General features: G+C 69.8%; 24 protein-coding genes, 1 tRNA gene and 1 pseudogene. 15 read left to right on the forward strand and 11 right to left on the reverse strand.

All coding sequences use genetic code 11. The features are described from left to right. The first annotated feature begins 37 nt into the window (after positions 1-37). Positions 38-346, forward strand: coding sequence for a small hydrophobic protein (locus ACIBW9_RS03690; protein ID WP_344406725.1), 309 nt, complete (start codon positions 38-40; stop codon positions 344-346). Positions 347-492: 146 nt separating this feature from the next. Here the strand turns inward: ACIBW9_RS03690 and ACIBW9_RS03695 are convergent, their stop codons facing one another. Both ACIBW9_RS03695 and aceE read right to left on the reverse strand, forming a co-directional pair. Then, entirely contained in the window at positions 493-1,230 is a 738-nt protein-coding gene (locus ACIBW9_RS03695; RefSeq protein WP_398950835.1) for a potassium channel family protein, read from the reverse strand. Positions 1,231-1,301: 71 nt separating this feature from the next. Further along, positions 1,302-4,049 carry a pyruvate dehydrogenase (acetyl-transferring), homodimeric type gene (aceE, locus tag ACIBW9_RS03700; protein ID WP_398950837.1) on the reverse strand — a complete coding sequence of 916 codons (2,748 nt, stop codon included), beginning with the start codon at positions 4,047-4,049 and terminating at the stop codon, positions 1,302-1,304. Between the two features lie 353 nt (positions 4,050-4,402). Here aceE and ACIBW9_RS03705 point away from each other — a divergent pair, with 353 nt between their 5' ends. From ACIBW9_RS03705 to ACIBW9_RS03730, 6 genes are all read left to right on the forward strand, one after another. Continuing rightward, positions 4,403-4,834 carry a DUF3052 domain-containing protein gene (locus tag ACIBW9_RS03705; RefSeq protein ID WP_030931848.1) on the forward strand — a complete coding sequence of 144 codons (432 nt, stop codon included), beginning with the start codon at positions 4,403-4,405 and terminating at the stop codon, positions 4,832-4,834. 179 nt (positions 4,835-5,013) lie between these two features. Beyond that, positions 5,014-5,472, forward strand: coding sequence for a peroxiredoxin (locus tag ACIBW9_RS03710; RefSeq protein ID WP_398950839.1), 459 nt, complete (start codon positions 5,014-5,016; stop codon positions 5,470-5,472). A 230-nt stretch (positions 5,473-5,702) separates the two neighbouring features. After that, positions 5,703-6,278, forward strand: coding sequence for a calcium homeostasis/redox stress adaptation protein (locus tag ACIBW9_RS03715; protein ID WP_115908402.1), 576 nt, complete (start codon positions 5,703-5,705; stop codon positions 6,276-6,278). Between the two features lie 121 nt (positions 6,279-6,399). Further along, positions 6,400-6,978: a TerD family protein gene (locus ACIBW9_RS03720; protein WP_115908403.1), complete on the forward strand. Its 579-nt coding sequence runs from the start codon at positions 6,400-6,402 to the stop codon at positions 6,976-6,978. Positions 6,979-7,030: 52 nt separating this feature from the next. Next, positions 7,031-8,179: a DUF475 domain-containing protein gene (locus ACIBW9_RS03725; RefSeq protein WP_398950841.1), complete on the forward strand. Its 1,149-nt coding sequence runs from the start codon at positions 7,031-7,033 to the stop codon at positions 8,177-8,179. A gap of 131 nt (positions 8,180-8,310) precedes the next feature. Then, positions 8,311-9,048 carry a Tellurium resistance gene (locus ACIBW9_RS03730; RefSeq protein WP_389071572.1) on the forward strand — a complete coding sequence of 246 codons (738 nt, stop codon included), beginning with the start codon at positions 8,311-8,313 and terminating at the stop codon, positions 9,046-9,048. Positions 9,049-9,132: 84 nt separating this feature from the next. On the opposite strand, the gene ACIBW9_RS03735 is transcribed toward ACIBW9_RS03730, so the two are convergent. After that, positions 9,133-9,888 (reverse strand): TerD family protein, encoded by a 756-nt coding sequence (locus ACIBW9_RS03735; RefSeq protein ID WP_398950844.1) that lies wholly within the window; start codon positions 9,886-9,888, stop codon positions 9,133-9,135. Positions 9,889-10,093: 205 nt separating this feature from the next. Here ACIBW9_RS03735 and ACIBW9_RS03740 point away from each other — a divergent pair, with 205 nt between their 5' ends. The 3 genes from ACIBW9_RS03740 to ACIBW9_RS03750 are packed head-to-tail and all read left to right on the forward strand — an operon-like array spanning position 10,094 to position 14,602. Next, the gene (locus ACIBW9_RS03740) at positions 10,094-11,260 is read left to right on the forward strand and encodes an HpcH/HpaI aldolase/citrate lyase family protein (RefSeq protein WP_398950846.1); all 1,167 of its coding nucleotides are present in this window, start codon (positions 10,094-10,096) and stop codon (positions 11,258-11,260) included. Positions 11,261-11,288: 28 nt separating this feature from the next. After that, on the forward strand, positions 11,289-13,787 hold the full coding sequence (locus ACIBW9_RS03745; RefSeq protein ID WP_398950848.1) for a phosphoribosyltransferase: 2,499 nt from the start codon (positions 11,289-11,291) through the stop codon (positions 13,785-13,787). Next, the gene (locus ACIBW9_RS03750) at positions 13,787-14,602 is read left to right on the forward strand and encodes an HAD family hydrolase (protein ID WP_398950850.1); all 816 of its coding nucleotides are present in this window, start codon (positions 13,787-13,789) and stop codon (positions 14,600-14,602) included. The genes ACIBW9_RS03745 and ACIBW9_RS03750 overlap by 1 nt, the downstream gene beginning before the upstream one ends. Positions 14,603-14,605: 3 nt before the next feature. On the opposite strand, the gene ACIBW9_RS03755 is transcribed toward ACIBW9_RS03750, so the two are convergent. Beyond that, entirely contained in the window at positions 14,606-14,821 is a 216-nt protein-coding gene (locus tag ACIBW9_RS03755; RefSeq protein WP_398950852.1) for a zinc ribbon domain-containing protein, read from the reverse strand. A gap of 294 nt (positions 14,822-15,115) precedes the next feature. Here ACIBW9_RS03755 and ACIBW9_RS03760 point away from each other — a divergent pair. Further along, positions 15,116-15,496, forward strand: a pseudogene (locus ACIBW9_RS03760) (penicillin-binding protein); the annotation flags it as partial. A gap of 78 nt (positions 15,497-15,574) precedes the next feature. Next, positions 15,575-16,852, forward strand: a complete 1,278-nt coding sequence (locus ACIBW9_RS03765) for a hypothetical protein (RefSeq protein ID WP_398952084.1) — start codon at positions 15,575-15,577, stop codon at positions 16,850-16,852. Between the two features lie 180 nt (positions 16,853-17,032). Here ACIBW9_RS03765 and ACIBW9_RS03770 read toward each other — a convergent pair whose 3' ends face one another. Together ACIBW9_RS03770 and ACIBW9_RS03775 are read right to left on the reverse strand one after the other, a co-directional pair. Further along, positions 17,033-18,406, reverse strand: a complete 1,374-nt coding sequence (locus ACIBW9_RS03770) for a hypothetical protein (protein ID WP_398950854.1) — start codon at positions 18,404-18,406, stop codon at positions 17,033-17,035. A gap of 81 nt (positions 18,407-18,487) precedes the next feature. After that, positions 18,488-19,270, reverse strand: coding sequence for a DUF4097 family beta strand repeat-containing protein (locus ACIBW9_RS03775; RefSeq protein WP_398950856.1), 783 nt, complete (start codon positions 19,268-19,270; stop codon positions 18,488-18,490). A 173-nt stretch (positions 19,271-19,443) separates the two neighbouring features. Between ACIBW9_RS03775 and ACIBW9_RS03780 the strand changes: the two genes are divergently transcribed. Continuing rightward, positions 19,444-19,515, forward strand: a tRNA-Val gene (locus tag ACIBW9_RS03780). Positions 19,516-19,560: 45 nt separating this feature from the next. On the opposite strand, the gene ACIBW9_RS03785 is transcribed toward ACIBW9_RS03780, so the two are convergent. After that, positions 19,561-19,896 carry a hypothetical protein gene (locus ACIBW9_RS03785; protein WP_398950858.1) on the reverse strand — a complete coding sequence of 112 codons (336 nt, stop codon included), beginning with the start codon at positions 19,894-19,896 and terminating at the stop codon, positions 19,561-19,563. A 98-nt stretch (positions 19,897-19,994) separates the two neighbouring features. Here ACIBW9_RS03785 and ACIBW9_RS03790 point away from each other — a divergent pair, with 98 nt between their 5' ends. Continuing rightward, a complete protein-coding gene (locus ACIBW9_RS03790) occupies positions 19,995-20,519 on the forward strand; it encodes a GNAT family N-acetyltransferase (RefSeq protein ID WP_398950860.1) in 525 nt (174 codons plus the stop codon). A gap of 31 nt (positions 20,520-20,550) precedes the next feature. On the opposite strand, the gene ACIBW9_RS03795 is transcribed toward ACIBW9_RS03790, so the two are convergent. Then, positions 20,551-21,453: a ketopantoate reductase family protein gene (locus ACIBW9_RS03795; RefSeq protein WP_398950862.1), complete on the reverse strand. Its 903-nt coding sequence runs from the start codon at positions 21,451-21,453 to the stop codon at positions 20,551-20,553. A gap of 93 nt (positions 21,454-21,546) precedes the next feature. Here ACIBW9_RS03795 and ACIBW9_RS03800 point away from each other — a divergent pair, with 93 nt between their 5' ends. Then, positions 21,547-21,771 carry a DUF2277 domain-containing protein gene (locus tag ACIBW9_RS03800; protein ID WP_232646796.1) on the forward strand — a complete coding sequence of 75 codons (225 nt, stop codon included), beginning with the start codon at positions 21,547-21,549 and terminating at the stop codon, positions 21,769-21,771. A gap of 191 nt (positions 21,772-21,962) precedes the next feature. On the opposite strand, the gene ACIBW9_RS03805 is transcribed toward ACIBW9_RS03800, so the two are convergent. From ACIBW9_RS03805 to ACIBW9_RS03815, 3 genes are all read right to left on the reverse strand, one after another. Further along, positions 21,963-22,574, reverse strand: coding sequence for a DedA family protein (locus ACIBW9_RS03805; RefSeq protein ID WP_398950864.1), 612 nt, complete (start codon positions 22,572-22,574; stop codon positions 21,963-21,965). Between the two features lie 240 nt (positions 22,575-22,814). Next, positions 22,815-23,270, reverse strand: a complete 456-nt coding sequence (locus ACIBW9_RS03810) for a DoxX family protein (RefSeq protein WP_398950866.1) — start codon at positions 23,268-23,270, stop codon at positions 22,815-22,817. A gap of 510 nt (positions 23,271-23,780) precedes the next feature. Then, positions 23,781-25,424 carry an alkaline phosphatase D family protein gene (locus ACIBW9_RS03815; RefSeq protein WP_398950868.1) on the reverse strand — a complete coding sequence of 548 codons (1,644 nt, stop codon included), beginning with the start codon at positions 25,422-25,424 and terminating at the stop codon, positions 23,781-23,783. Between the last annotated feature and the right edge of the window lie 58 nt (positions 25,425-25,482).

Raw genomic sequence — 25,482 nt, forward strand, 5'->3', positions numbered from 1 at the left:
GTTGAACCCCGAACAGACCCCGGGGTTCAGGGAGTTGATGATGGCGGGCTTCGGACATGGAACGCGCAGGTACCCCCGCTCACGTGGCCGTACGTGGTCACGGACCGGGCCGGATCGCGCAACGCTCGGAATCATCGGAACCATCTGCGCGGTCGCGGGATTCTTTGTGCTGGGGATCATCCTCGGCCCCGCCGCGATCGTCTGCGGCTGGCTCGCAATGGGCCGCACCTGGGCGGGCAGCCGCTCGGTTCCGGCCTTGGTCGCCTTCGTACTGGGCGCCATCGACACGCTCCTGGCGATCGTGTGGCTCGCAGGAGCGGCAACCCCGGGCAACGGTTTGTTCTGACCCGGGGCGAGTGAGGGACAGGGCCCCCGGCTGATGGACCGGGGGCCCGCCCGCATGGCAGTCGTGCCTCCGGGGCGGCGCCCGTCCCGAAGACAGCGGCACCGCGCAAGCGCGGGCAAGCAAACCCGCCCCCACAGCAACCCCGTTCACGGCGCACCCGACGGCTCCCGCAACGCCGCCACCTCGGCCCGAAGCGCCCGCACCTCCTCAGTGAGCGCCTCGATGGCCTCGGTCTGCCGCCGCTCCTCGACGTCGTCCATCTCGAACCGCGCAATGAACCACGCGGCGATGTTCGCGGTCACCACACCCAGCAGGGCTATCCCGGCCAGCATCAGCCCGACGGCGATCATCCGCCCCAGCCCGGTCGTCGGCGCATGATCCCCGTACCCCACGGTCGTCATCGTGGTGAACGACCACCACACGGCGTCACCCAGTGTCCGGATGTTCCCGTTCGGCGAGTCCCGCTCCACCGAGAGCACGGCCAGTGACCCGAACATCAGCAAACCGATGACGGCACCCGCGACATACGTCGTCAGCCGGATCTGCGAGGCCATCCGCGCCCGCCGCCCGACGAGTATCAGCGTCGACACCATCCGCAGCAGCCGCAACGGCTGAAGCATCGGCAGCACCACCGCACACAGGTCGAGCCAGTGCGTCCGCACGAACTCCTTGCGCCGCGGGGAGAGCCCCACCCGTACCAGGTAGTCCGTGGCGAACGCCCCCCAGACCACCCACTCCACCACCGTGCACGCGGACGTCAGCGAGTGCCCCGCGGAGTGGTCCACGATCGGCACGGCATACGCGACGGCGAAAGCCACCGCGAGCGCCAGCAGGGGCCGTTGGGTGTACTGCTCCCAACGTCCCTGCGCCGTTTGTTGCTTCATGCCCGCATCGTAAGGAATGAGTAAGGGCGGCGAGACCATCTGGTCCCGCCGCCCTTGCATCGGCCTCGGTGTTACGCGTCGCCGCCTGCGGCACCCGGATCCGCCGCCGCAACATCCAGCAACTGATACCGGTCAATGGCCTGCTTGAGCACCGACCGGTCCACCTTCCCCTCCTTGGCCAGTTCCGTGAGCACCGCCACCACGATCGACTGCGCGTCGATGTGGAAGAACCGCCGAGCCGCCCCCCGGGTGTCGGCGAAGCCGAACCCGTCGGCACCCAGGGACTGGTACGACCCCGGCACCCACCGGGCGATCTGGTCCGGAACCGCCCGCATCCAGTCGGAAACGGCCACGAAGGGACCCTGTGCGCCCGACAGCTTCTGTGTCACGTACGGCACCCGCTGCTCCTCCTCGGGGTGCAGGAGGTTGTGCCGCTCGACCTCGACGGCCTCGCGCCGCAGCTCGTTCCAGGAGGTCGCCGACCAGACGTCGGCCTTGACGTCCCACTCCTCGGCGAGGATCTTCTGCGCCTCGACGGCCCACGGCACCGCGACACCGGACGCCATGATCTGCGCCGGAATCGACCCCGAAGCGCCCTCGGAGAGCCGGTGGATGCCCTTGAGGATGCCCTCGACGTCCACGTTCTCCGGCTCGGCCGGGTGCTGGATGGGCTCGTTGTAGACGGTGAGGTAGTAGAAGACGTCCTCGCCGTGCGGGTGCTCCGCGTCCCCGCCGTACATCCGCCGCAGACCGTCCTGCACGATGTGCGCGATCTCGTACGAGTACGCCGGGTCGTAGGCGACACAGCCCGGGTTGGTCGAGGCGAGCAGCTGTGAGTGGCCGTCCGCGTGCTGCAGACCCTCACCGGTCAGTGTCGTACGGCCGGCGGTCGCACCCAGTACGAAACCGCGCGCCAACTGGTCGGACATCTGCCAGAACTGGTCACCGGTGCGCTGGAAACCGAACATCGAGTAGAAGACGTAGACCGGGATCAGCGGTTCGCCGTGTGTGGCGTACGCCGAGCCCGCCGCGATCAGCGAGGCCGTGCAGCCCGCCTCGGAGATGCCGTCGTGCAGCATCTGGCCGGTCGGCGACTCCTTGTACGCGAGCAGCAGATCGCGGTCGACCGCCTCGTACTGCTGGCCGAGCGGGTTGTAGATCTTCGCGCTCGGGAAGAAGGAGTCCATGCCGAACGTGCGGTACTCGTCCGGCGCGATCAGCACGAACCGCTTGCCGAGCTCCTTGTCCCGCATGAGGTCCTTCAGCAGTCGTACGAAAGCCATGGTCGTGGCGATCGACTGCTGACCGGAGCCCTTCTTCACGGTCGCGTACGTCTTGTCGTCCGGCAGGGCGAGCGGCTTGGAGCGCACGACGCGCGTCGGGACGTACCCTCCGCACTGCTTGCGGTGGTCGTGCATGTACTGGATCTCTTCCGAGTTCCGCCCCGGGTGGTAGTACGGCGGAAGCCCGCTCTCCAGGTCCTTGTCGGAGATCGGCAGGTGCAGCCGGTCGCGGAAGCGCTTGAGGTCGTCGACCGTCAGCTTCTTCATCTGGTGCGTGGCGTTGCGGCCCTCGAAGTTGGGGCCGAGCGTCCAGCCCTTGATCGTCTTGGCCAGGATCACCGTCGGCTGGCCCTTGTGCGCCTTGGCCGCCGAGAACGCCGCGAAGATCTTCCTGTGGTCGTGACCGCCACGGCCCAGGTGCAGGATCTGGTCGTCGGTCATGCCCTCGACCATCGCGCGCAGCCGCTGGTCGTCGCCGAAGAAGTTCTCGCGGATGTACGCCCCGGACTCGGTGGCGTACGTCTGGAACTGGCCGTCCGGCGTCGTGTTCATCTTGTTGACGAGGAGGCCGTCGCGGTCCTGCGCGAGCAGCGGGTCCCAGGAGCGGTCCCAGATCAGCTTGATCACGTTCCAGCCGGCGCCGCGGAAGACCGATTCCAGCTCCTGGATGACCTTGCCGTTGCCGCGCACCGGGCCGTCCAGGCGCTGCAGATTGCAGTTGACGACGAAGGTCAGGTTGTCCAGGCCCTCCCGGGCGGCGATGGTCAGCTGGCCGAGCGACTCGGGCTCGTCCATCTCGCCGTCGCCGAGGAACGCCCACACATGGGACTTCGACGTGTCGGCGATCCCGCGCGCGTGCATGTAGCGGTTCATCCGGGCCTGGTAGATCGCACCGATCGGGCCGAGGCCCATCGACACGGTCGGGAACTCCCAGAAGTCCGGCATCGAGCGCGGGTGCGGGTAGGAGGACAGGCCGTACGGGGCCTTCGACTTCTCCTGCCGGAAGCCGTCCAGTTGCTGCTCGCTGAGGCGGTCGAGCAGGAACGCGCGGGCGTAGATGCCCGGGGAGGCGTGGCCCTGGAAGAAGACCTGGTCGCCGCCGTCGCCCTCGTCCTTGCCGCGGAAGAAGTGGTTGAAGCCGACGTCGTAGAGCGACGCGGAGGAGGCGAAGGTGGCGATGTGGCCGCCGACGCCGATGCCGGGGCGCTGGGCGCGTGAGACCATGACCGCCGCGTTCCAGCGGGTCGCGTTCAGGACCTTGCGCTCGATCTCCTCGTTGCCGGGGAAGAACGGCTCGTCCTTGGTCGCGATCGTGTTGACGTAGTCCGTGCTGCGCATCTCGGGCACGGCCACGCGCTTCTCGCGGGCCCGCTCGATCAGCCGCAGCATCAGATAGCGGGCCCGCTCACGGCCGCGCTCGTCGACGGCGGCGTCAAGGGAGTCGAGCCACTCCTGGGTTTCCTCGGGATCGAAGTCAGGAACCTGACTCGGAAGGCCGCCAATGATGATCGGGTTGCGATCGGATCCGGAAGCCACGCTGTTCCTTACCTGTCAGAGGGCTGCATTGAGCTGCTTTTCGGTACGCCTGCACCGCTCCCCATCGTGTACCTCGGGGAAGCAAACGTCATCTCTACTGAGAGGTAACCGAGACCTACGTCAGCTCCGGCTGGTTCCCAATGCCACAAAGGGGGCAGAAAGGTGTGGTGTAGGTCACTTGTGGCGGCGGTTGCATGCCTGGAGTTGCGGTGACACGGCCAGGATCGTCACCGTTTCGGCGGTCTGAACGGCCGGGTACTTGCGCGATCCGCCCCGCCCGTGTGGACTACGGCCAATGCTTCGCGCACGCGCGTGGCTGAGATACTCACCAAGACATGATCAGGAGGCAACCCGTGAGCGCGACCGCGGACCACGCGGAGACGAGCCCTGCCGTCAGGCTGGGGTTCCAGCCCGAGCAGGTGGTCCAGGAGATCGGCTACGACGACGACGTAGACCAGGAACTCCGCGAGGCCATCGAGCAGGTCATCGGCAGCGACCTTGTGGACGAGGACTACGACGACGTCGCCGATGCCGTGGTGCTCTGGTTCCGCGACGAGGACGGCGACCTGACCGATGTGCTGGTGGACGCCACCACCTACATCGAGGAGGGCGGCTCCATCCTGCTGCTGACGCCGAAGACCGGCCGCGACGGCTACGTGGAGCCGAGCGACATCTCCGAAGCCGCGACGACGGCGGGGCTGTCCGCCTCCAAGAGCGTCAGCGTGGGCAAGGACTGGAGCGGCAGCCGGCTGGTGACGCCGAAGGCCGCCAAGTCCAAGCGGTGACCGGCGGCCGCAGCGGCCGTGGCTGGGGGCTGCGCCCCCGGACCCCCCTCTCGGCCTGAACGCGGCCTCGTCCTCGAACCCCGGACGGGCTGAATTCACTCAGCCCGTCCGTCGGCTTTCGGTGATCTCTGCGTAGGGTGGTGCCACCCGAACAGCCCCACCGAAAGGGACGTATCCCGATGGCGATCCAGGTCGGCGACAAGGCCCCCGACTTCGAGCTCAAGGACAACCACGGCGCCACCGTGAAGCTCTCCGAGTTCCGCGGCAGCAAGAACGTGATCCTGCTCTTCTACCCCTTCGCCTTCACCGGTGTGTGCACCGGCGAGCTGTGCGAGGTGCGGGACAACCTGCCGCAGTTCTCCGACCGCGACACCCAGGTGCTCGCCGTCTCCAACGACTCCATCCACACCCTGCGCGTCTTCGCCGAGCAGGAGGGCCTGGAGTACCCGCTGCTGAGCGACTTCTGGCCGCACGGCGAGGTCTCCCGCGCCTACGGCGTCTTCGCCGAGGACAAGGGCTGCGCGGTGCGCGGCACCTTCGTCATCGACAAGGAGGGCGTGGTGCGCTGGACCGTCGTCAACGCGCTGCCGGACGCCCGCGATCTGAACGAGTACGTGAAGGCGCTCGACACCCTGTGATGCTGTGTCTTCGGGTCAGCCTGCGAGGCGCTGAAGCCGGTGTCGGGAGGACGACCGTGCTCAGCCCTTCGGGCCTCCGCGCGCTCGTCCTCCCGACACCGGCGCGCCTCTTCGGCTGACTTCGGCTCCAAGCCATGCGTGGGGCGGGAACCCGTCACTAGGATCGACTCGTTGATCCGGTATCAAACGCACGGCGGGGCGCCCCGCCCCTGGACACCAATGGAGGACTCGTGGGAGTCAGCCTCAGCAAGGGCGGCAACGTATCGCTGACCAAGGAGGCCCCGGGCCTGACCGCGGTCATCGTCGGTCTGGGGTGGGACGTCCGCACCACGACCGGTACCGACTTCGACCTGGACGCGAGCGCACTGCTGCTGAACTCCTCGGGCAAGGTCAGCAGCGACGCCAACTTCGTCTTCTTCAACAACCTCAAGAGCCCGGACGGCTCGGTCGAGCACACCGGTGACAACATCACCGGTGAGGGCGAGGGTGACGACGAGCAGATCAAGATCAACCTCGCTGCCGTCCCGGCCGACGTCGAGAAGATCGTGTTCCCGGTCTCCATCTACGACGCCGAGAACCGCCAGCAGTCGTTCGGCCAGGTGCGCAACGCGTTCATCCGCGTGGTGAACCAGGCGGGCGAGGCGGAGATCGCACGCTACGACCTCTCCGAGGACGCCTCGACGGAGACCGCCATGGTCTTCGGCGAGCTGTACCGGCACGGCGCGGAGTGGAAGTTCCGCGCCATCGGCCAGGGGTACGCGTCGGGCCTGCGTGGCATCGCGCAGGACTTCGGCGTGAACGTCTGAGGCCCGTCACGGGGTCTCGAACCGTCCGGCGCCGCACCGTTCGTGTGCGGCGCCCGGGGGGTCCCCCTCCGGGGGAGCGCAGGACAACCAAAGAAGCACCATCTCGGGGAGGACCAGCATCATGGGCGTCACGCTCGCCAAGGGGGGCAATGTCTCCCTGTCCAAGGCCGCACCCAACCTGACCCAGGTGATGATCGGGCTCGGCTGGGACGCGCGCTCCACCACCGGAGCCCCGTTCGACCTCGACGCCAGCGCCCTGCTGTGCGGCGCCGGCAACCGGGTCCTGGGCGACGAGTACTTCGTCTTCTACAACCAGCTCAAGAGCCCGGAGGGCTCGGTGGAGCACACGGGCGACAACCTCACCGGCGAGGGCGAGGGTGACGACGAGTCGATCCTGGTCGACCTGACCCGGGTGCCGGCCCACTGCGAGAAGATCGTCTTCCCGGTCTCGATCCACATGGCCGACGAGCGCGCCCAGACCTTCGGACAGGTCAGCAACGCCTTCATCCGCGTCGTCAACCAGGCCGACGGCCAGGAGCTCGCCCGCTACGACCTCAGCGAGGACGCCTCCACCGAAACCGCGATGATCTTCGGTGAGCTCTACCGCTACCAGGGCGAATGGAAGTTCAGGGCGGTGGGACAGGGGTACGCGTCGGGGCTGCGTGGCATCGCTCTAGACTTTGGGGTCAACGTTTCGTAAAGGCGAGTACGGCGCGGGGGAGAGACCCGTACCGATACGGATTGGGTAGCCAGTGCTTCTGAAAACCTTCGGCTGGTCGTTCGCGATTACCGCGGTCGGCCTGGCCGTCGCCGTCCTCTACGGGGGGTGGGAGGCCTTCGGCATCGTGGCGATCCTCTCCATCCTCGAGATCTCGCTGTCGTTCGACAACGCAGTGGTCAACGCCGGAATCCTGAAGAAGATGAACGCCTTCTGGCAGAAGATCTTCCTCACCGTCGGCGTCCTCATCGCGGTCTTCGGCATGCGGCTGGTCTTCCCGGTCGTCATCGTCGCGGTCACCGCCAAGAAGAGCCCCATCGACGCCGTCAACCTGGCCCTGACCGACAAGGACCAGTACCAGCAGCTCGTCACCGACGCGCACCCGGCGATCGCCGCCTTCGGTGGCATGTTCCTGCTGATGATCTTCCTCGACTTCATCTTCGAGGACCGGGACATCCAGTGGCTGCGCTGGATCGAGCGCCCGCTGGCCAAGCTCGGCAAGGTCGACATGCTGTCGGTCTGCATCGCTCTGGTCGTCCTGCTGATCACCTCCTTCACCTTCGCGGTCCACGCCCACCAGCACGGCGGCGCGCACGTCGACAAGGCGCAGACGGTGCTGATCTCCGGCATCGCGGGTCTGATCACGTACATGGTCGTCGGCGGACTCTCCGGCTACTTCGAGGACAAGCTGGAGGAAGAGGAGGAGCGGGAGCACGAGGAGGAGGAAGAGGCCGCGCGCACCGGCAAGAAGCGCTCGGCGGTCGCCCTCGCCGGGCAGGCCGCGTTCTTCATGTTCCTCTACCTCGAGGTCCTCGACGCGTCCTTCTCCTTCGACGGCGTGATCGGCGCGTTCGCCATCACCAACGACATCGTGCTGATGGCGCTGGGTCTCGGCATCGGCGCCATGTACGTCCGGTCGCTGACCGTGTACCTGGTCCGCCAGGGCACCCTCGACGACTACGTCTACCTGGAGCACGGCGCGCACTACGCGATCGGTGCGCTGGCGGTGATCCTCATGGTCACCATCCAGTACCAGATCAACGAGGTCATCACGGGCCTCGTCGGTGTCGTCCTGATCGGCTGGTCCTTCTGGTCCTCGGTGCGCCGCAACCAGCGGCTCGCGGAAGCTGAGGGAAAAGCGGCGGGCTCGGACGAGAAGACTGAGATCTCGTCCGGGGTGTGAGACACCCCGGCCGGGGATACGGCACGGGCTCTGAGGGAACGCTCTGTGCGGGGCGGCCGGTCTCCGGTCGCCCCGCCGGTTTTTCAAGTGGAGCCGGGTCCAGCGGGGCCCGGGTGAATCTGGGGGCGGGAATGGGCTTCTTGGACGGACTCTGGCGTGGACGCGAGTTCGACTTCGACTCGGGCAGCGCCGCCACCAACTCCATCGAGCTGACCAAACGGCACCACCAGGTCTCCCTCACCAAGCAGGGCGCCGCCACCGGGCATCTGCGCATCAACCTGAGCTGGCGGATGCGGACGTCCGACATCGGCGGCTCACAACGGGAGTCCCTGCTGCGGCACCCCTTCAAGGCGCTCAGGCCCCCGGAGGTCATGGGACACAGCCAGAGCATGGTCAACGTCGACCTCGACCTGGCCTGTCTGTACGAGCTCCAGGACGGCACCAAGGGGGTCGTGCAACCGCTCGGCAACTACTTCGGGGACGTCAACACACCGCCGTACGTCAAGCTCAGCGGCGACGACCGGTTCGGGTCCGCGTCCGGCGAGACGATGTACGTCAACCTCGACCACCGGGACGAGATCAAGCGGCTGCTGGTGTTCGTCTACATCTACGACCAGACGCCGGCGTTCGACCGTACGCACGCGATCGTGACGCTGTATCCGAGCAATGGCCCCCGGATCGAGATCCATCTCGACGAGCGGCATCCACAGGCTCGGTCGTGCGCGGTGGTGATGATCGAGAACGTGAAGGGGGAGCTGGTGGTGCGGCGCGAGGTGAAGTTCGTGTACGGCTTCCAGGCGGAGCTTGACCGGTTGTACGGGTGGGGGTTGCAGTGGGGGCGGGGGTACAAGTCCGCGGTGGAGCGGTAGGTGCCTCATAGCTCGGGGAGCTGTGCGCGTGTGCGGCGGAGCCGCAAAGCGATACACCCCCGCGCCCCTTTGGGGGTGCCCCCGTTACCGCCCGATGAACTGCGGGCCCTGGGGCGGCAGGCGGAAGTCCGGGTTCGGGGGTGGGTAGCCGTAGCCGGTGGCTGCTGCTGCCGGCTGGGGGTAGCCGTAGGCGGGCTGGGTCGCGGGGGGCTGCTGGGGGTAGCCGTAGGCCGGTTGTGTGGGGACCGCGGTGGGCTGTTCCGGTGGCAGGGGCTGGGAGAGCTCGGGGCCGGGCTCCGACTCGTCCACCGAGATGCCGAACTCCGTGGCCAGCCCCTTCAGCCCGTCCGAGTAGCCCTCGCCGAGGGCGCGGAACTTCCAGCGGTCGTCGCGGCGGTACAACTCGCCGCAGATCAGGGCGGTCTCCTGGCCCGTCTGGGGCTTGATGTCGAAGAGGATCAGCGGCTCGTCGGCCGCGCTCGCCGCGTCGTACAGCAGGATGCGCAGTCCCTGTACGCGGTCGAAGGTGACGTCGTCCGCCGAAGCGACCAGGAGAATCCGGCTGACATCGGCCTCGACTCCGGCCAGATCTGTCTGGATGGTGTCGGTGAGGCCGTCGGCGACGCGTTTCTTGCCGAGCCACCTCGCCTTCCCGGAGGGGTGCCGGGGCTGGTTGTAGAAGACGAAGTCCTCGTCGGAGCGCACACGACCGTCGGGGCCGAGGAGCAGCGCGGAGGCGTCGACGTCCGGGACCCCCTGCCCGGGCGTCCAGCGCAGCACGGCGCGTACCGTGGTGGCCTCGAGCGGGACGTTCGACCCCTTCAGCATCGCGTGCGTCATGCGGTCATCCTGCCCTCTCGGTCCTGATCACGACAACGCGGGGGTAGGGACCCGCGGCCGGGGCGACGGCCTGTCGAATTGGCGTCGACATGGCCGAGTTACCAGAAATTCATGCCCTGCGGGAACCCCTGACATGACTTTCTACGTACTATTACCGGCCACCCATTACCAATCCATAGCCTTACCGGCGGCACGGGGGAGTTCTATGCGTCATTTCGGGCACATCGCCCCGGAGGTGCGGCAGCGCCTCTTCCATCAGGAGCCGTGCGAGTTCGGCACCGACTCCCCGGCCCGGCTGCTCTCCGCGGCCCTGGGCGCCACGCTCTACAGTCCGGCCACCAGGCCGCGGCTCGCCGACGACATCGTCAAGCAGGCCGGACTCGGCGTGGTCTCGATGGTGCTGTGCCTGGAGGACTCGATCGACGACGCGGACGTGGTCGCGGGGGAGGAGAACCTCGTCCGCCAGTTCGCCGATTTGGCCGGGCGGGACCGAGCCGAGCTGCCGCTGCTGTTCGTCCGGGTCCGTACGCCCGAGCAGATCCCCGACCTCGTTCAGCGGTTCGGGGCGAGCGTGCGGCTGCTGTCCGGGTTCGTGATGCCCAAGTTCACCGAGGAGCGCGGGATCCCCTTCCTGGAGGCCCTGGCGAGCGCCGAGACCGCGAGCGGGCACCGGCTGTTCGCCATGCCGGTACTGGAGTCGCCCGAGCTGCTCTACCGCGAGTCGCGGGTGGAGACCCTGGAGGGCATCGCCCGCGCCGTCGACAAGTACCGCGACCGCGTGCTCGCACTGCGCCTGGGCGTGACCGACTTCTGCTCCTCGTACGGCCTGCGCAGAGCTCCCGACATGACGGCGTACGACGTCCATGTCGTCGCCTCCGTGATCTCCGACGTGGTGAACCTGCTGGGGCGGGCCGACGGCACCGGGTTCACGGTGACCGGGCCGGTGTGGGAGTACTTCCGGGTCCCGGAGCGCATGTTCAAGCCGATGCTGCGGACCAGCCCGTTCCTCGAGGGGCAGGCCGTCGAGCTGCGCGAGAAACTGATTGAGCACGCCATGGACGGGCTGCTGCGGGAGATCTCCCTGGACCAGGCCAACGGCCTGCTGGGCAAGACCTGCATCCACCCCTCCCACGTACTGCCCGTGCACGCGCTGTCCGTGGTCAGTCACGAAGAGTTCGGTGATGCCGCGGACATCCTGCGGCCCGAGCGGGGCGGCGGGGGTGTACTGAGGTCGGCGTACACCAACAAGATGAACGAGGTGAAGCCGCACCGCGCGTGGGCCGAGCGGACCATGCTGCGGGCCGAGGTGTTCGGCGTCGCCCGCGAGGACGTCAGCTTTGTGGATCTGCTCGCCGCGGGCATTCCCGGCTGAGCCGGACGATCTAGGTATTCAGGAGCCAGTGATCAACGCAGTGAACAACCCGGTCTGGTCCGGCACATGGGTCGCCGAGCGGCTCGGTGTCGAACTCGTGGGCGACGACAAGCTGACCGACCTGTTGGGGCTGGCCCTGCGGCGCAACCCCAAGCGGGCGCATCTGCTGGTCTCCAACGTGCTCGGCAAGCATGTGCCCCAGTCGCCGTCCGTGGTGTACGGATACGGGTTCGCGCTGGGCCGCCGGGTGCGGGAGCTGCTGGGCGCGGAGGAGGCCGCCCGCGCGGTCGTCCTCGGGTACGCGGAGACAGCGACGGGTCTTGGCCACTCGGTCGCCGACGGCGTCGGGCTCGCCCCGTATCTGCACTCCACGCGGCGTCCGGTCGCCTCGGTGGCCCCGGCGGGCGGCTTCGAGGAGTCGCACTCGCACGCCACCTCCCACCTGTTGCTGCCGGAGGATCCGGCGCTGCTGGTGGGGGACGGGCCGTTGGTCCTGGTCGACGACGAGTTCTCGACGGGCAACACGGTCCTGAACACCATCCGGGACCTCCAGGGGCGCTACCCGCGGCGGCGGTACGTGGTGGTGGCCCTGGTCGACATGCGGTCGGCGGCGGATCTGGGGCGGCTGGAGGCTTTTGCCCGGGAGATCGGCGCGCGGGTCGACCTCGTGGCGGCCGCTTCCGGGACGGTGCGGTTGCCTCACGGCGTGTTGGAGCGGGGGCAGGAGCTGGTGGCGCAGTACGAGGCAGAGAGTGCCGCGATTGGTGGTCGGTCGTCTGCGGGACCAGCCCCCACCGGCCCGCACTCGGACGACAGCCGCAACCACCCCGCGCCCACCCGCGTAGACCTCTGCTGGCCGCGCGGCCTCCCCGACGGGGGCCGTCACGGCTTCACGCCGAGCCACCGCGCCCGCCTCGACAACGCCCTCCCCGCGATGGCAGCCCGCCTCGCAGAGGCGCTCCCCGCCGACGCGCGCCGCGTCCTTGTGCTCGGGTTCGAGGAGCTGATGTACGCCCCGCTGAGGCTCGCCCGCGAGCTGGAGCAGGTCGCCGACGCCCAGGTGCGCTACTCCACGACCACCCGCTCACCCGTCCTCGCGGTCGACGACCCCGGTTACGCGATACGCAGCCGCATCGTCTTCCCCGCCCATGACGACCCGGCCGACGGCCCCGGCGAGCGCTACGCATACAACGTCGCCGGCGCCGGCTTCGACGCGGTGGTCGCCGTCGTCGACTCGGCCGCCGACACCCCCGAACTGCACGCGCCGGACGGCCTGTTGGCCCAGCTGGCCGCCCACACCCCGCACGTCCTGCTGGCGGTCGTCCCCTCCTATGTGCCAGAGCCCCTGTACGTACCCGAAAGGCCCGCCATGCTGCCCGAGCCCCTCCGCGGCCCCGCCTTCTCCTCGTACCCGCCCGAGGAGGTCGGCTGGCTGCTGCAGGACCTCTCGGACGTGACCCTGGAGGCGCCGACCGAGGAGCGGGAGGAGGCCATCCAGAGCGGCGGGGCGCACTACGCGGAGTCGCTGCCGGTGGAGTACCAGCCGAGTGAGCAGTACCAGGAGCTGTTCCACGCCGCGCTCGAGGAGTCCGCCGCGCGTCTCGCCCTGGCGGTCGGCGCGGTGACGGAGATCGTGCTGGCCGAGCGGTCGCCGCGGCCGGTGCTCGTCTCGCTGGCCCGCGCCGGTACGCCCGTCGGGGTGCTGATGCGGCGCTGGGCGCAGTTCCGGCACGGACTCGACCTGCCGCACTACGCCGTCTCGATCGTGCGCGGCCGCGGTATCGACGCCAACGCGCTGCGCTGGCTGGCCGCCCACCACGACCCCTCCGACGTCGTCTTCGTCGACGGCTGGACCGGCAAGGGGGCCATCACCCGCGAACTCGCCGACGCCATCAAGGAGTTCGAGGCGTCCGACGGCATCACCGGCTTCGACCCGGAGATCGCGGTGCTGGCCGACCCCGGCTCCTGCGTGCGGACGTACGGCACCAGGGAGGACTTCCTCATACCCTCGGCCTGCCTCAACTCGACCGTCTCGGGCCTGATTTCGCGGACCGTGCTGCGCGCCGACCTGGTCGGCCCGCACGACTTCCACGGCGCCAAGTTCTACCGCGAACTCGCCGGCGCCGATGTCTCGGTGGACTTCCTGGACGCCGTCGCCGCCCGCTTCCCGGAGGTCGCGGACGCCGTCGCCACGCAGGTCAAGGAGCTGCTGTCCGGCGACCGCGAGCCGACCTGGGAGGGCTGGGCCGCCGTCGAGCGGATCAGCGAGGAGTACGGCATCCACGACGTGAACCTCGTCAAGCCCGGCGTCGGCGAGACCACCCGGGTGCTGCTGCGCCGGGTGCCCTGGAAGATCCTGGCGCGGGCCGGAGCGGGCGCCGACCTCGACCATGTACGGCTGCTCGCCGAGCAGAGAGGGGTCCCGGTGGAAGAGGTGGCCGAACTGCCGTACACCTGCGTGGGGTTGATCCACCCCAAGTACACGCGGGGCGCCACGGGCGCCGACGGCAAGGCGGTGAACGTCTGATGCCGGTACTGGTGGCGAGCGACCTCGACCGTACGCTCATCTACTCCTCCGCGGCCCTCGCGCTGACCATGCCGGACGCGCGGGCGCCCCGGCTGCTCTGTGTCGAGGTGCACGAGAGCAAGCCGCTGTCGTTCATGACGGAGACGGCGGCCGGCCTGCTGACCGACCTGGGCGACGCGGCGGTCTTCGTACCGACGACGACCCGGACCCGCAAGCAGTACCAGCGCATCAACCTGCCTGGCCCGGCGCCGAAGTACGCGATCTGCGCCAACGGCGGCCATCTGATGGTGGACGGCGTCTCCGACCTCGACTGGCATGCCCAGGTGACGCAGCGGCTGGCGGAGCAGTGCGCACCGCTGGACGAGGTGCGGGAACAGCTGCTGGCCACGGCGGACCCGGCGTGGGTGCGCAAGCACCGGGTCGCCGAGGACCTCTTCGCCTATCTCGTCGTCGAGCGTGAACTGCTGCCCGAGGAGTGGGTCAAGGAGCTCGCGGTGTGGGCGGAGAACCGCGGCTGGACGGTCTCCCTCCAGGGCCGCAAGATCTACGCCGTCCCCAAGCCGCTCACCAAGAGCGCGGCGATGCACGAGGTCGCCCGCCGCACGGGCGCTTCCCTCACCCTGGCGGCGGGCGACTCCCTCCTCGACGCCGACCTGCTGCTGGCCGCGGACCGGGGCTGGCGCCCGGGCCACGGTGAGTTGGCCGAGGCAGAGTGGACGGCGCCGATGGTCAGCGCGCTGCCCGAGCGAGGGGTCCTGGCCGGTGAGCGCATCCTGCGGGAGTTCTTGAAGGCAACGCGCACGGCAACGCCATAAGGCCTAGCCGCAGCACCCTCCACCGCAACACCCGCCGCCGCCTGCCTTGGGCGCCGCGGCGGGTGCACTTGCCGTACCCCCCACCGCCACGGTGGACAGCAGCTTCACCGTGTCCCCATGTCCGGCAGGGCACACCGCAGGGTCGGAGGACTGGGCCATCGGACGGCTCAGTTCGAACGTGTCGCCGCAACTCCGGCAGCGGTACTCATAGCGAGGCATGAGACCAGGTTAGCGGCGCCGCAACCCGGCGAGTGTGATCCAAGTCACGCGTCCATCATGTTATCTACTGCTCGGTATGTGATCGTTCCTGTTGGATTCTTATGTGGAGAACTCGCGAAGATCGTTGGTAGTTTCCCGGGCGTGACCGGGACAGCACCACGATGCGGCCGACCGGCCGGCCACCACCGCCGACGCGCGGCATCGAAGCGGCTCACCCGGGCGGCGTTACACCTCTTACGCCCCGCCTACCCGCGCCCCGGCCGGCGCCGCTGGCTGCCGTCCTGGCACCAGTTGCTCGGCCCCTCCACACCCAGCGCCATCCGCATGGCCACTGGCTACGCCACCTTCGCCGCGGCCGGCAAGCACACCGAGCCGTACTCGGTGCGCCGTATCACCCGCAACGGCACGGCGCTCCGGCTGACCACCCCCACCGCACACCGCGCGATCGGCCCCGACGTGGCCACGCAGGTCCACGAGGCGCTCACGGACTCCCTGAACGCCGCCCACCCCGACGCCTGGTACACGGGCACCCCCCAGTCCGTGTCGACCGCGGTCGTCGTCAACCACATGGACCTGGCCCGCTCCCTGGACCCGCTGCCGCTGAACGGCATCGCAGGAACGCCCGCCGACAGCGTGCCGTACGCCGTCTGGTCGGGCGCCATGGGCCCCGGCTGACCGCCGGGACCCGCGCCACACCCCCCACCCCCCTCGCAGAATGAGCACCGCATGCCCCAGGAACGCCGCATGCCCGGCATGAAACCTCCCACCGGCCGACGCCGCGGGGGCCCCGACCGCCACACCCCCCGGTGGGGATTCACCACCCTGGCCCCCTTCCTGATGGTGGCCTCGCTGGTCGCCGCCTCCCTGATACTGACCCGCCAGGACCACACCCAGCCCGCCGCCGAGAGCGACAAGAGCCCCAAGGCCGCCGCCCGCACACCCGCCCCGTCACCCACCTGGGACGGAAAGACCAGGATCCTCGGTGACGGATCCACCTCCGACACCGGTCCACAACCGGGCGAGTTGAAGGCCGAACCCCTCAAGCCCGGCCAGAAACCTCCCCAGTTCGTCGTCTTCTCCTGGGACGGCGCACTGGAGGGCAGCGACCATCTCTTCTCCCACTACCGGGAGCTGGCGAAGAAGTACGACGCCCATATGACGTTCTTCCTCACCGGCATCTACCTGCTGCCCAAGGACAAGGCGAAGCTCTACCACCCGCCCCAGCACCCGGCAGGCTCCGCCGCCATCGACTACGCCACCGACGACCACATCCGCACCACCCTGCAACAACTGCGCCTCGCCTACCAGGACGGCAACGAGATCGGCAGCCACTTCAACGGCCACTTCTGCGGCAACAAGGGCGGCGGCGACTGGAGCGTCGACGAGTGGAAGAGCGAGATCGACCAGTTCTACGCCTTCGCCGAGAAGTGGAAGACCAACACCGGCTTCGCCGACGTCCCCGCCCTGCCCTTCGACTTCAAGAAGGAGGTCACCGGCGGCCGCGCCCCCTGCCTCGAGGGCCAGCAGAACCTGCTCAAGACCATCAAGAGCTACGGCTGGCGCTACGACGCCTCCTCCACCGGCGACTTCCAGATCTGGCCCGCGAAGAAGAACGGCGTCTGGGACTTCCCGCTGCAACTCCTCCCGTACTCCGGCACCGGCTACCAGGGCCTGTCGACGGACCTCAACTTCCTCGACAACCAGTCCGACGGCGCGACCCACGGCAACCCCGCCCACTACCCCCAGTGGGAGAAGCAGACCGTCGCCTCCTACATGAACGGCTTCAACCGCGTCTACCACGGCAGCCGCGCCCCCCTGTTCATCGGCAACCACTTCGAGGACTGGAACGGCGGCATCTACATGAAGGCCGTCGACCAGATCATCAAGAACGTCTGCACGAAGAAGGGCGTCAAATGCGTGTCCTTCAAGGAACTGGCCGACTGGCTGGACGTGCAGAAGCCGCAGACCTTGGCACGACTGCGCGGCCTGGACCCGGCACAGTCGCCCGCCTGGTCGACGTTCGTGCGGTAACCACCGCCCACCGCAAGGAGAAATCCCCTTGGGACCCAGCAAGTCCGGGGAGCCCCGGCCTCCGCCCTCACCGCGACCACCGCCGCCGCCTTCGGCCGCCTCGGAGGCCGGCACCGTGATCTCCCTGCAAGATGATGACCACGTACCGCAGCCGGCAGGCAGATCCAAGGGGCCGGCGGCTCAGTGGCCGCCGCCGCGCTCCTCCCGGATCTGCGACACGACCCGCGCCACCGTCTCGCGCACCGCCTCCGTCTCCGTGAGGAAGTGCCAGTAGTCCGGGTGGCGGCCCTCCAGCCCGGCGATCGCGCGCTCCAGCCGGGCCACCGAGTCGTCCAGCGGGCGCGCATGCCGCGGATCCGGCGTCGACCGGCCCGTCATCGCCAGCCGCTGGGCGTCCCGGATCGCGAACCTCGTACGGTCGATCTCCTGCTGCGGATCCTTCTGCACGGCGTTCAGCCGCTGCAGCCGGTCCCGCGCCGCCGACACGGACTCGTCCGTCGTGTTCAGCAGCGCCCGCACCGTCGAGAGCAACGAAGTCGCGTCCGCCCACCGCTGGGCGTCCCGCGCGGCCTGCGCCTCCTTCAGCCTCAGCTCCGCCTGGCGCACGTTCTCCGCGGCCTGCTCCGGCACATGCTGCAGGTCCTGCCAGCAATCCGCCACGAACCGCCGCCGCAACTCGCTCAGCACCGGATCGACCTGCCCGGCACGCGTGGTCAGCGCCTGCGCGCGCGTCCGCAGCGAGACCAGCCGGTGGTCGATGTCGGCCGCCTTCTGCGGCAGCCGCTCGGCCTCCACCCGGATCGACTCGGCCTCCCGCGCCACCCGCTCGGCCCGCTCCAGCGTCTGCGGCACCCCGTGCTGCCCGGCACCCTGGTTCAGCTTCGTCAGTTCAGGACCGAGAGCGGCCAGCCGGGCGGCCAGATCATCCGCCCTGAGCTTCGTCTCCCGTACGGCATCCAACGCGTTCGAAGCGGCGAGCAGCCCCTGCCGCGCCCGCTCCACCGCCGGAGCCAGCCGGGCCAGCTGCGTCTCCGCCTTGCCCAGCAGCGGCCCGAGACTGTCACCGAAACGATCCAGCTCCCGCTTGACGTTCGCCAGCTCGTCCTTGGCCCTGGTCAGTTCGGTACGCGCGTGTGCCGCGACCGACGCCTCCAGATCGTCCCGGTCGAGATCATGCGCGTCCACCGCCTCGATATAGCGATGACTGGCCTCGTCGATCCGCCGCCCCAGCGCCTCGAAGTCCGCCACCGCCCGCCGGGCGGCCGGAGTGTCGTCCACGGCCGTGATCGTCTCGATCGAGATCCGCAGATCACGCTGGGCGGTGTCCAGCTCGTAGAACGCGGCCGCCGCGGCGTCCTTCGCGGCCTGCGCCTCCGCCCGCTGACTCTCGGCCCGCCCCCCGAACCAGCGCCGGGTGCCCCCGCCGGCGAACGCGGCGGGCAACGCCAGGGCGGCGACGAGAGGCAGCGCGACAAGGGTGAAGACGTCCCTCATCGCCTGACGATGTGCACGCGGCACCAACGGCGAGTACGGCTGCGAAGGTGTCGCCGTCACATCCCTCTCCCGTGCTGTCATCCGTCCAGGCCGGTGCCCCGCTTCATTCTCCCACCGGTTAAGGACGAACACACGGGCCGGTTAGTTCGCGGTCTTCAGGGTGACTTTGCCGTCACCGCTGTGCGCGGACACCACATGCGAGCTGGAGTCCGACCGCGGTACGGACACATCCACCGAGCCGTCGCCCGTCCCGGCCGTCACCCGGTACGTGGCCCTCGGCAGCGCGACGGTGACCGAACCGTCATGACTGCGCGAGTCCACCAGGTCCGGCACCGCACCGAGTTCGAGGTCCACGGACCCGTCACCCGTCTCGGCACGCACCCGCCGCGAGGAGACATCGGCACGCACGGACCCGTCCCCGGTGCGCACCTCCAGCGGCCCGCTGGAATCCGTCACATGCACGGACCCATCCCCGGTACGAATGCTCAACGCATCCTCGAACCCCCGAGCCCGCACGCTCCCGTCCCCGTCCTCCACCTTCACGGTCACCCCGCGCGGCACCTCGATCCGATGCCTGGCCGAACAGTCGGCGACCACACCGGAGCACTTCATCCGCAGCCTCAGCCTGTCGCCCTCCATCGCCCAGCTCACCTTCGGGCCCTTCCCGAGAGCGACGGACCCCTGGAACCACCGGGTGACCTCGACCTTCCCCGCCGGATTCCCGTCCGCGGCGACGATCTCCAGCGCCGAGTCGTCGGAATCCACGGTGAGGATGCGCCCCGTCAGCGAGAACGTCCGGTGATCGGGCTCCTTGTCGTCCCCCGCGGAAGCCCCGCAGGCGCCGACACCCCCGACGAGCACCACGACGACTCCGGCGGCGAGCCCGCTGCGGACGAGGACGGGACGGGTACGGACGCGGGCCATGACGATCTCTCCCTGGGTGGATGCCGAAGTGCTTCGACCCTACGGAGCCGGGAGCCGCGGGGGGATCCCGGTCACTCCCGGATCGCAGGTGGGGCTAACCCCCGCATGAGCCGGTGGCCAGATACAGGTTTGCAGGGCACTGCCTCGGGCAAGGTAGGCTGTCGACTCGTCTCGGGTGCGTAGCTCAGGGGTAGAGCGCCTGCCTTACAAGCAGGATGTCGGCGGTTCGAAACCGTCCGCGCCCACACGGGAGGAAGACCCCGGTCGATCATGGCCGGGGTCTTCTTGCGTCATGCCGTTCCTGCCTCGTGTGCGTGCTTCAGCCTGGTGCGGGCCTCCACTCGCTGTTCGGTCTCGATCTCCGACCAGAAGCGGTGGGTGCTGACGAACACGGCGAGTTCGTGTTCGCGTCGGCGTAGCTTCTCCACTTCCGCCTGTTCGTCGGCCGTCCAGCCGGGGGAGGCGGGGCGTTCCACCTTGCGCCAGCCGCCCGTGTCGCTGAAGCCGTCCAGGGGCTCGACCGACCAGGGCAGCCGCTTGAGCAGGGCCGACAGCTCCGAACGGACCTGATGCAGCTCCTCCTGACCGGCGAGGAGGTCACTCGGAAAGTCGTAGGTCGTAGCCACGGCCCAATGCTACGCCTGTTCGAATTTGGGATGCGAGTTCCTTCACGGGGTTCATGTGGAGCCGGGGCGTTGTCAGAGGCGGCTCCTATGGTGGCGGCATGGACTTCGTGGGCGTGGAGAAGGTGCGGCTGGAGCCCTGGGGCGAGGGTGACTTCTGGCTGCTGCGGCGGGCCAACAGCCCTGAGATGACGGTGCATTTGGGCGGGCCCGAGAGCGAGGAGAAGCTTGCCGACCGGCATCGGCGGTATCTGGAGCCGGGGGCCGGGCAGATGTACCGGGTGGTGCTGGCGGGCAGCGGGGAGAGCGTGGGCTCGGTGGGGTTCTGGCCCCGGGAGTGGCGGGGCGGCACGGTGTGGGAGGCCGGCTGGGGGGTGTTGCCCGAGTTCCAGGGGCGGGGGCTGGCCGTGCGGACGGCGCGAGCCGTTGCCGAGGCCGCGTGGGATGCCGGTGAGCACCGGTATCTGCACGCCTTCCCGAAGGAGGACAACGGCCCGTCGAACTCCGTGTGCCGACGGGCCGGGTTCACCCTGCTCGGGCCCGTCGACATCGAGTATCCGAAGGGGCACTGGATCACGTCCAACGACTGGCGGGTGGACCTGCAGTCCATACGGCAGCCCGGGTGACGGGACCCGCTCCGGCCGTGCTGCTCCGGCGTCAGTGGCCGGTGTCCGCCAGCTCCTTCACCACCCGCGCCGTCACCGGCACACTCACCCCGTGCCGCTCGGCCGCGCGCAGCAACGCCCCGCCGATCGCGTCCAGTTCGAGGGGGCGGCCCGCTTCGGCGTCGCGCTGCATCGAGGACTTGGTCCGGGGCGGGAAGGCGTCGTAGCGGGCCAGCGCCTGGGCCGGATCCGCCGGGCCTCCGCTCGCGCGGCTGACCGTGGCCGTCTCCGCCACCAGTGCCGTCAGCTCGTCGCGGTGCCGGGTGCGGATGTCGCCGAGGGGGAGGCCGTACCGGGTGGTCAGGAGGGCGAACGGCGCCAGGAACGACATCTTCGCCCACAGGGCGGCCGTCTCGTCGTCGAGCACGCGGGTGGCCGGACCGGCGGTGTCGAGGGTCCGGGCCAGGGAGTCCAGTCGGTCGCGGTCCACTCCCTCGCCGGTCAGGTCGATCTCGGCGAAGGGGCTGCCGTGCTCGATCACTCCCGCCGCGAGCCGGGTCGACTCGACGCGGATGACCGCGGGGGCGATCAGGTCGGGGCGGTAGCGGGCGCGCAGGGTTGCCGGGTGTTCGACGCCGTTCAGGAACGGTACGAGGAGGGCCTCGCCGAGGGCCGTGGGCGGGACGCGGTCGAGGGCGGCGTCCAGGGAGGTGTGCTTGACGGCGACCAGGCAGGCGTCGACCGGTTCGCGCAGCACGGTGTCCGTGCCCACGCGGGCCGTGAAGTCGCCGAAGAGGCCGCTGCGGACGCGGACCCCGTGCGTGCGCAGCGTGGCGGCGGTGGTCTCGCCGGCCAGGCAGATCACTCGGTGCCCGGCGCGGGACAGCAGCCCGGCGAGCAGGCCGCCGATGCCGCCGGGGCCGAGGACGGCCACCGTGAGTGCGTCGTTCGCCATGATTCTTTTGTCCTTCCGTCGGTCGGCCCCGTGGTGGTGGCCGCCTCGCGAAGGATCATCGCAGCCGACCCGGAGTTGGGCGAGACTGGTCTCATGTGCCGGAGCATCAAGACACTTCGCCCGCCCGTGCTGCCCGAAGAGGCGACGGAGGAAGAGATCAGGGCTGCGGCCCTGCAGTTCGTGCGGAAGGTGTCCGGCTTCCGGGCGCCGGCCGCCCATAACCGGGAGGTTTTCGACCGCGCCGTCGAGGCGGTTGCCGAGGCGACGGCTGAGTTGTTGGCCGGGCTTGAGGTGCGGGGGCAGAAGGCTTCTGCCTAGCTTTGGCGGCCGCCCGGATCTGCGGCTCCGCCGCGGGGGTGCGATGCCGTTGGCGTCTGCGGCTCCGTCGTGGCTGGTCGCGCCCGCGCGACGGAGCCGCAGATCGACACAGCCCCGCGCCCCCAAAAAAAAAGGGGGGCGCGCTGCCCGACCCGGCGTGCACTTCGTCCGCCCGGCCTCGGTCCCAGGCCCTACGACGCCTTCGCCGGCCGCCGCATCACATACGCCGCCCCCGCCCCTGCTCCGAACAGTGCCACTACCGAGACCGCCGTGGCCACCCAGGTGGTGCCCAGCCACTGGCCGCCGTAGTAACCGAGCGCCACGCTGTACGTCGCCCAGGTCAGGCCGGCAAGGGCGGACCAGGGGAGGAAGTCGCGGGCGCGACGGTGGGCGGCGCCCGCGCCGAGGGAGACGACCGAGCGGCCGGCCGGCGCGAAACGGGCGAGGATGACCAGGGCGCCGCCGCCGCGGGCCAGGGCGGCGCCGAGACGTTCCTGCGCGGTGGTGAGCCGGCGGGAGCGGGCGATGGCGCGGTCCAGGCGTTCGCCGCCGCGCCAGGCCAGCCGGTATGCCACCAGGTCGCCGACGACGGAGGCGATGGCGGCGCAGAGCGTCAGGCCCAGGATGTCGGGGACCGCGTGCGGGACCTGGCCGCTCGCCGATCCCGCGGCCGCCGCCGTGGCGGCCGTGATCACCAGCACGCCGCTCGGCAGCACCGGCACGAACACGTCGAGCAGGACCGACAGCGCCACCATGGCGTAGATCCATGGGCTGCCGGTCAGCAACTCCACACTCTCCAGCACCGCGAACTCCCCGTGACTCCCCCGTGGACCGAACCGTGCCGCGAACGTCGCGAGGGAGCGGCAAGGGCGGCCATGACAGCCATACAGCGTACGCCGGGGCTGTGACGGGAGTTTCATGGGGGGCACGTGGGATCGGCACAGGACGTTCACCGGCCGCCGCCCGCCCATGAACGCACAGGTCTTCGCACGCACAGGGCCTTCCCCCACCGGCGGGGGAAGGCCCTGGATCAGCGCACCGGATCAGGCGGCGACCGGCGTCTGCTCCGCCGTGGCCTTGTCCTGCGCCGTGGCGCGCTTGGCGAAGAGCCGGTCGAGGCCGAAGGCGCCGGAGCCGGTGAAGACCAGCAGCAGAAGGGTCCAGCTGAACATCGCGGCGGCCTCGCCGCCGTTCTCGATCGGCCACAGGGCGTTCGGCTGGTGCACCTTGAAGTAGGCGTACGCCATCGCGCCCGAGGCTATGAAGGCGGCTGCGCGTGTGGCGAGCCCGAGCAGCACGAGGGTGCCGCCGACCAGCTGGATGACGGCCGCGTACCAGAACGGCCAGGCACCGGTCTGGACGGTTCCGCCGTTGGTGCCGGCCACGCCGCCGAGGACGCCGAAGAGCGAGGCGGCGCCGTGGCAGGCGAAGAGCAGACCCACAACGATGCGGAACAGTCCGAGGGCGTACGGCTGCGCGCTGTTGAGGCGAGCGGTCATGTGGGGGGTACTCCTTCGGTCGGGCCGGTCCGGGGCGGGCCGGTCGGGGGGACGAGCCGAGCGAGTAATTCACCGTAGGTCCGCCCAATCGATGCTTGCAAGTTCAACATTCGGCCATCGGTCCGCTTCCGTTTCCGGCTCCGCTTCGCCCATAGCCGCACGTGGCGGCGCCCTGGCCACCGCGTCCGCGTCCGAAAGCATGACCGAATCCACTCCCGGCCGCGTCCTGGACGCCGGCACCCGGTGCACGCCTTCCGTGGCCACGCCGAAGGTGAACCGCCTTGAAAGGGGGCATTCTTGACGTACCATCAGGTCCGCGTGCTGCTCCGTCACAGCCCCGATCTCGCGAACCGTCGACGGAGTGCGACCAGCACTGTGCCGTCTTCAGTAGCCGGGCGTGGAGTTGGTCGGCGGTGCCTCACAGATCCGGTTCCGGTAGGAGGCCCCCATGAGAGTCGTCACACGCACCGAAGGCCCACGCCCCTGCCCAGGCGGGGGACGGTAGTCGCCTCACGTGGAGGTGAGGACGGACTCCTCCACGGTCTTCAGCACCCGGTTCGGCTGCGCCTGCTCCAGTCGTAGCCGGGCCGAACGGCCCTTCAGCGTCAGCGTCATCAGCTGGTTGCCGAACCAGGGCCCGCCCTTCTTGCGCCAGCCGACCGGCGGCCGCGCGCACCGTCCGTGCCGGGCGAACCGCCGGCCGAGGGCCCGGGCCGCCGCACTCCAGCCGAAGCGGAAGCCGATCCGGATCGACAGCGGGACGGAGTTGTGGACGGGTGAGCAGGTCAGCTGCAGGATGCGGGCGTCCGGGGCGGCGGAGGGCCACACCGGCTCGGCCACATACGCGTGGTGCACGTCCCCCGACAGCACGAGCACCGTCGCCGGCGCCTCCGCCCCCGAACCGGCCTGGGCGATCAGCCCGGTCAGCGCGGCGAAGGAGGCCGGAAAGGCCGCCCAGTGCTCCAGGTCGGCCCGCCGCCGCAGATCCTCCCCGAACCGCGCCCAGCGCGCCCCCCGCTCGCCCCGGCACAGCGCCGCGTTCCACGCCTCGGCGTCGTGCACCAGATGCGGCAGCAGCCAGGGCAGGGAGGTGCCGATGAGGAGATGGTCGTACGACCCCCGCTCCGTCAGGGCCTGCTCGCGCAGCCACTGGGTCTCCCCGGGGCCGAGCATCGCCCGGTCGTCCTCGTCCAGGACGCGGGCCGCCCGGGTGTCCACCATCAGCAGGCGTACGCGGCCGAAGTCGCGCCGGTAGCTCCAGCGCACGGCGGTTGGGTCGGCGTCGGCCTTGCAGGCGAAGGCGCGCAACTCGTCCGTGCCGTCGGGCAGTTCACGTACGGCCGCATACAGCGGGTCGGCCGCCAGCTCGGCCGGTGAGAGGTTCCCCAGATGCTGGTGCACCCAGTACGACATCAGGCCGCTCAGCAGCCGCTCCCGCCACCAGGGGGTGGCCCGCATCTCCTCCAGCCAGGCGGCGGAGGTGTTCCAGTCGTCGATGACGTCGTGGTCGTCGAAGATCATGCAGCTGGGCACGGTGGACAGCAGCCAGCGCACCTCGGGGTCGAGCCAGGACTCGTAGTAGAGGCGGGTGTACTCCTCGTAGTCCGCGACCTCGTTGCCCGGCGGGTCGCTCAGGTCGCGGCGGGCGGCCAGCCAGCGGCGGGTCGCCTCGGAGGTCTCGTCGGCGTACACCTGGTCGCCCAACAGCAGGAGCACGTCCGGCTGTTCGCCGTCCGGGTCGGCCGCGATGCGCGCGGCGAGGGTGTCCAGGGCGTCGGGCCCGACCGGATCGTGCTCATCCGGCGGCGGAGCGGCCCAGCGGCAGGAGCCGAAGGCCACGCGGAGGCCGTCGCCGTCGTGCGGGGTGCGGATGACGGAGGGCGGGAACCTCCGCGGGGAGCCGGGGGCCTCGGGCAGGGGCCACACGGGCGTGCCGTCGAGGAGGACGTCGTACGGCGTCGCCGTGCCCGGGGTGAGTCCGGTGACCGGCACGAGGGCGTAGTGATGGCCTGCCACCTGGAAGGTGCGGGCCTCGCCGCGGGAGCCGTCCGCGCAGCGCACCTCGGCGGTACACGGACGGCTCGCCTCCACCCAGACGGTCGCGGACGAGCCGTCGGCATACCTCAGCAGTGGACCCAGGCGCAGTTCGGCCACGTCATGCCCGCCCTTCCCATGGTCGGGCTCGCCTCCGGGGCGCCTCAGCCCCTTTGGC

It is taken from the genome of Streptomyces sp. NPDC049541, from assembly GCF_044465725.1.
GTDB lineage: Bacteria > Actinomycetota > Actinomycetes > Streptomycetales > Streptomycetaceae > Streptomyces.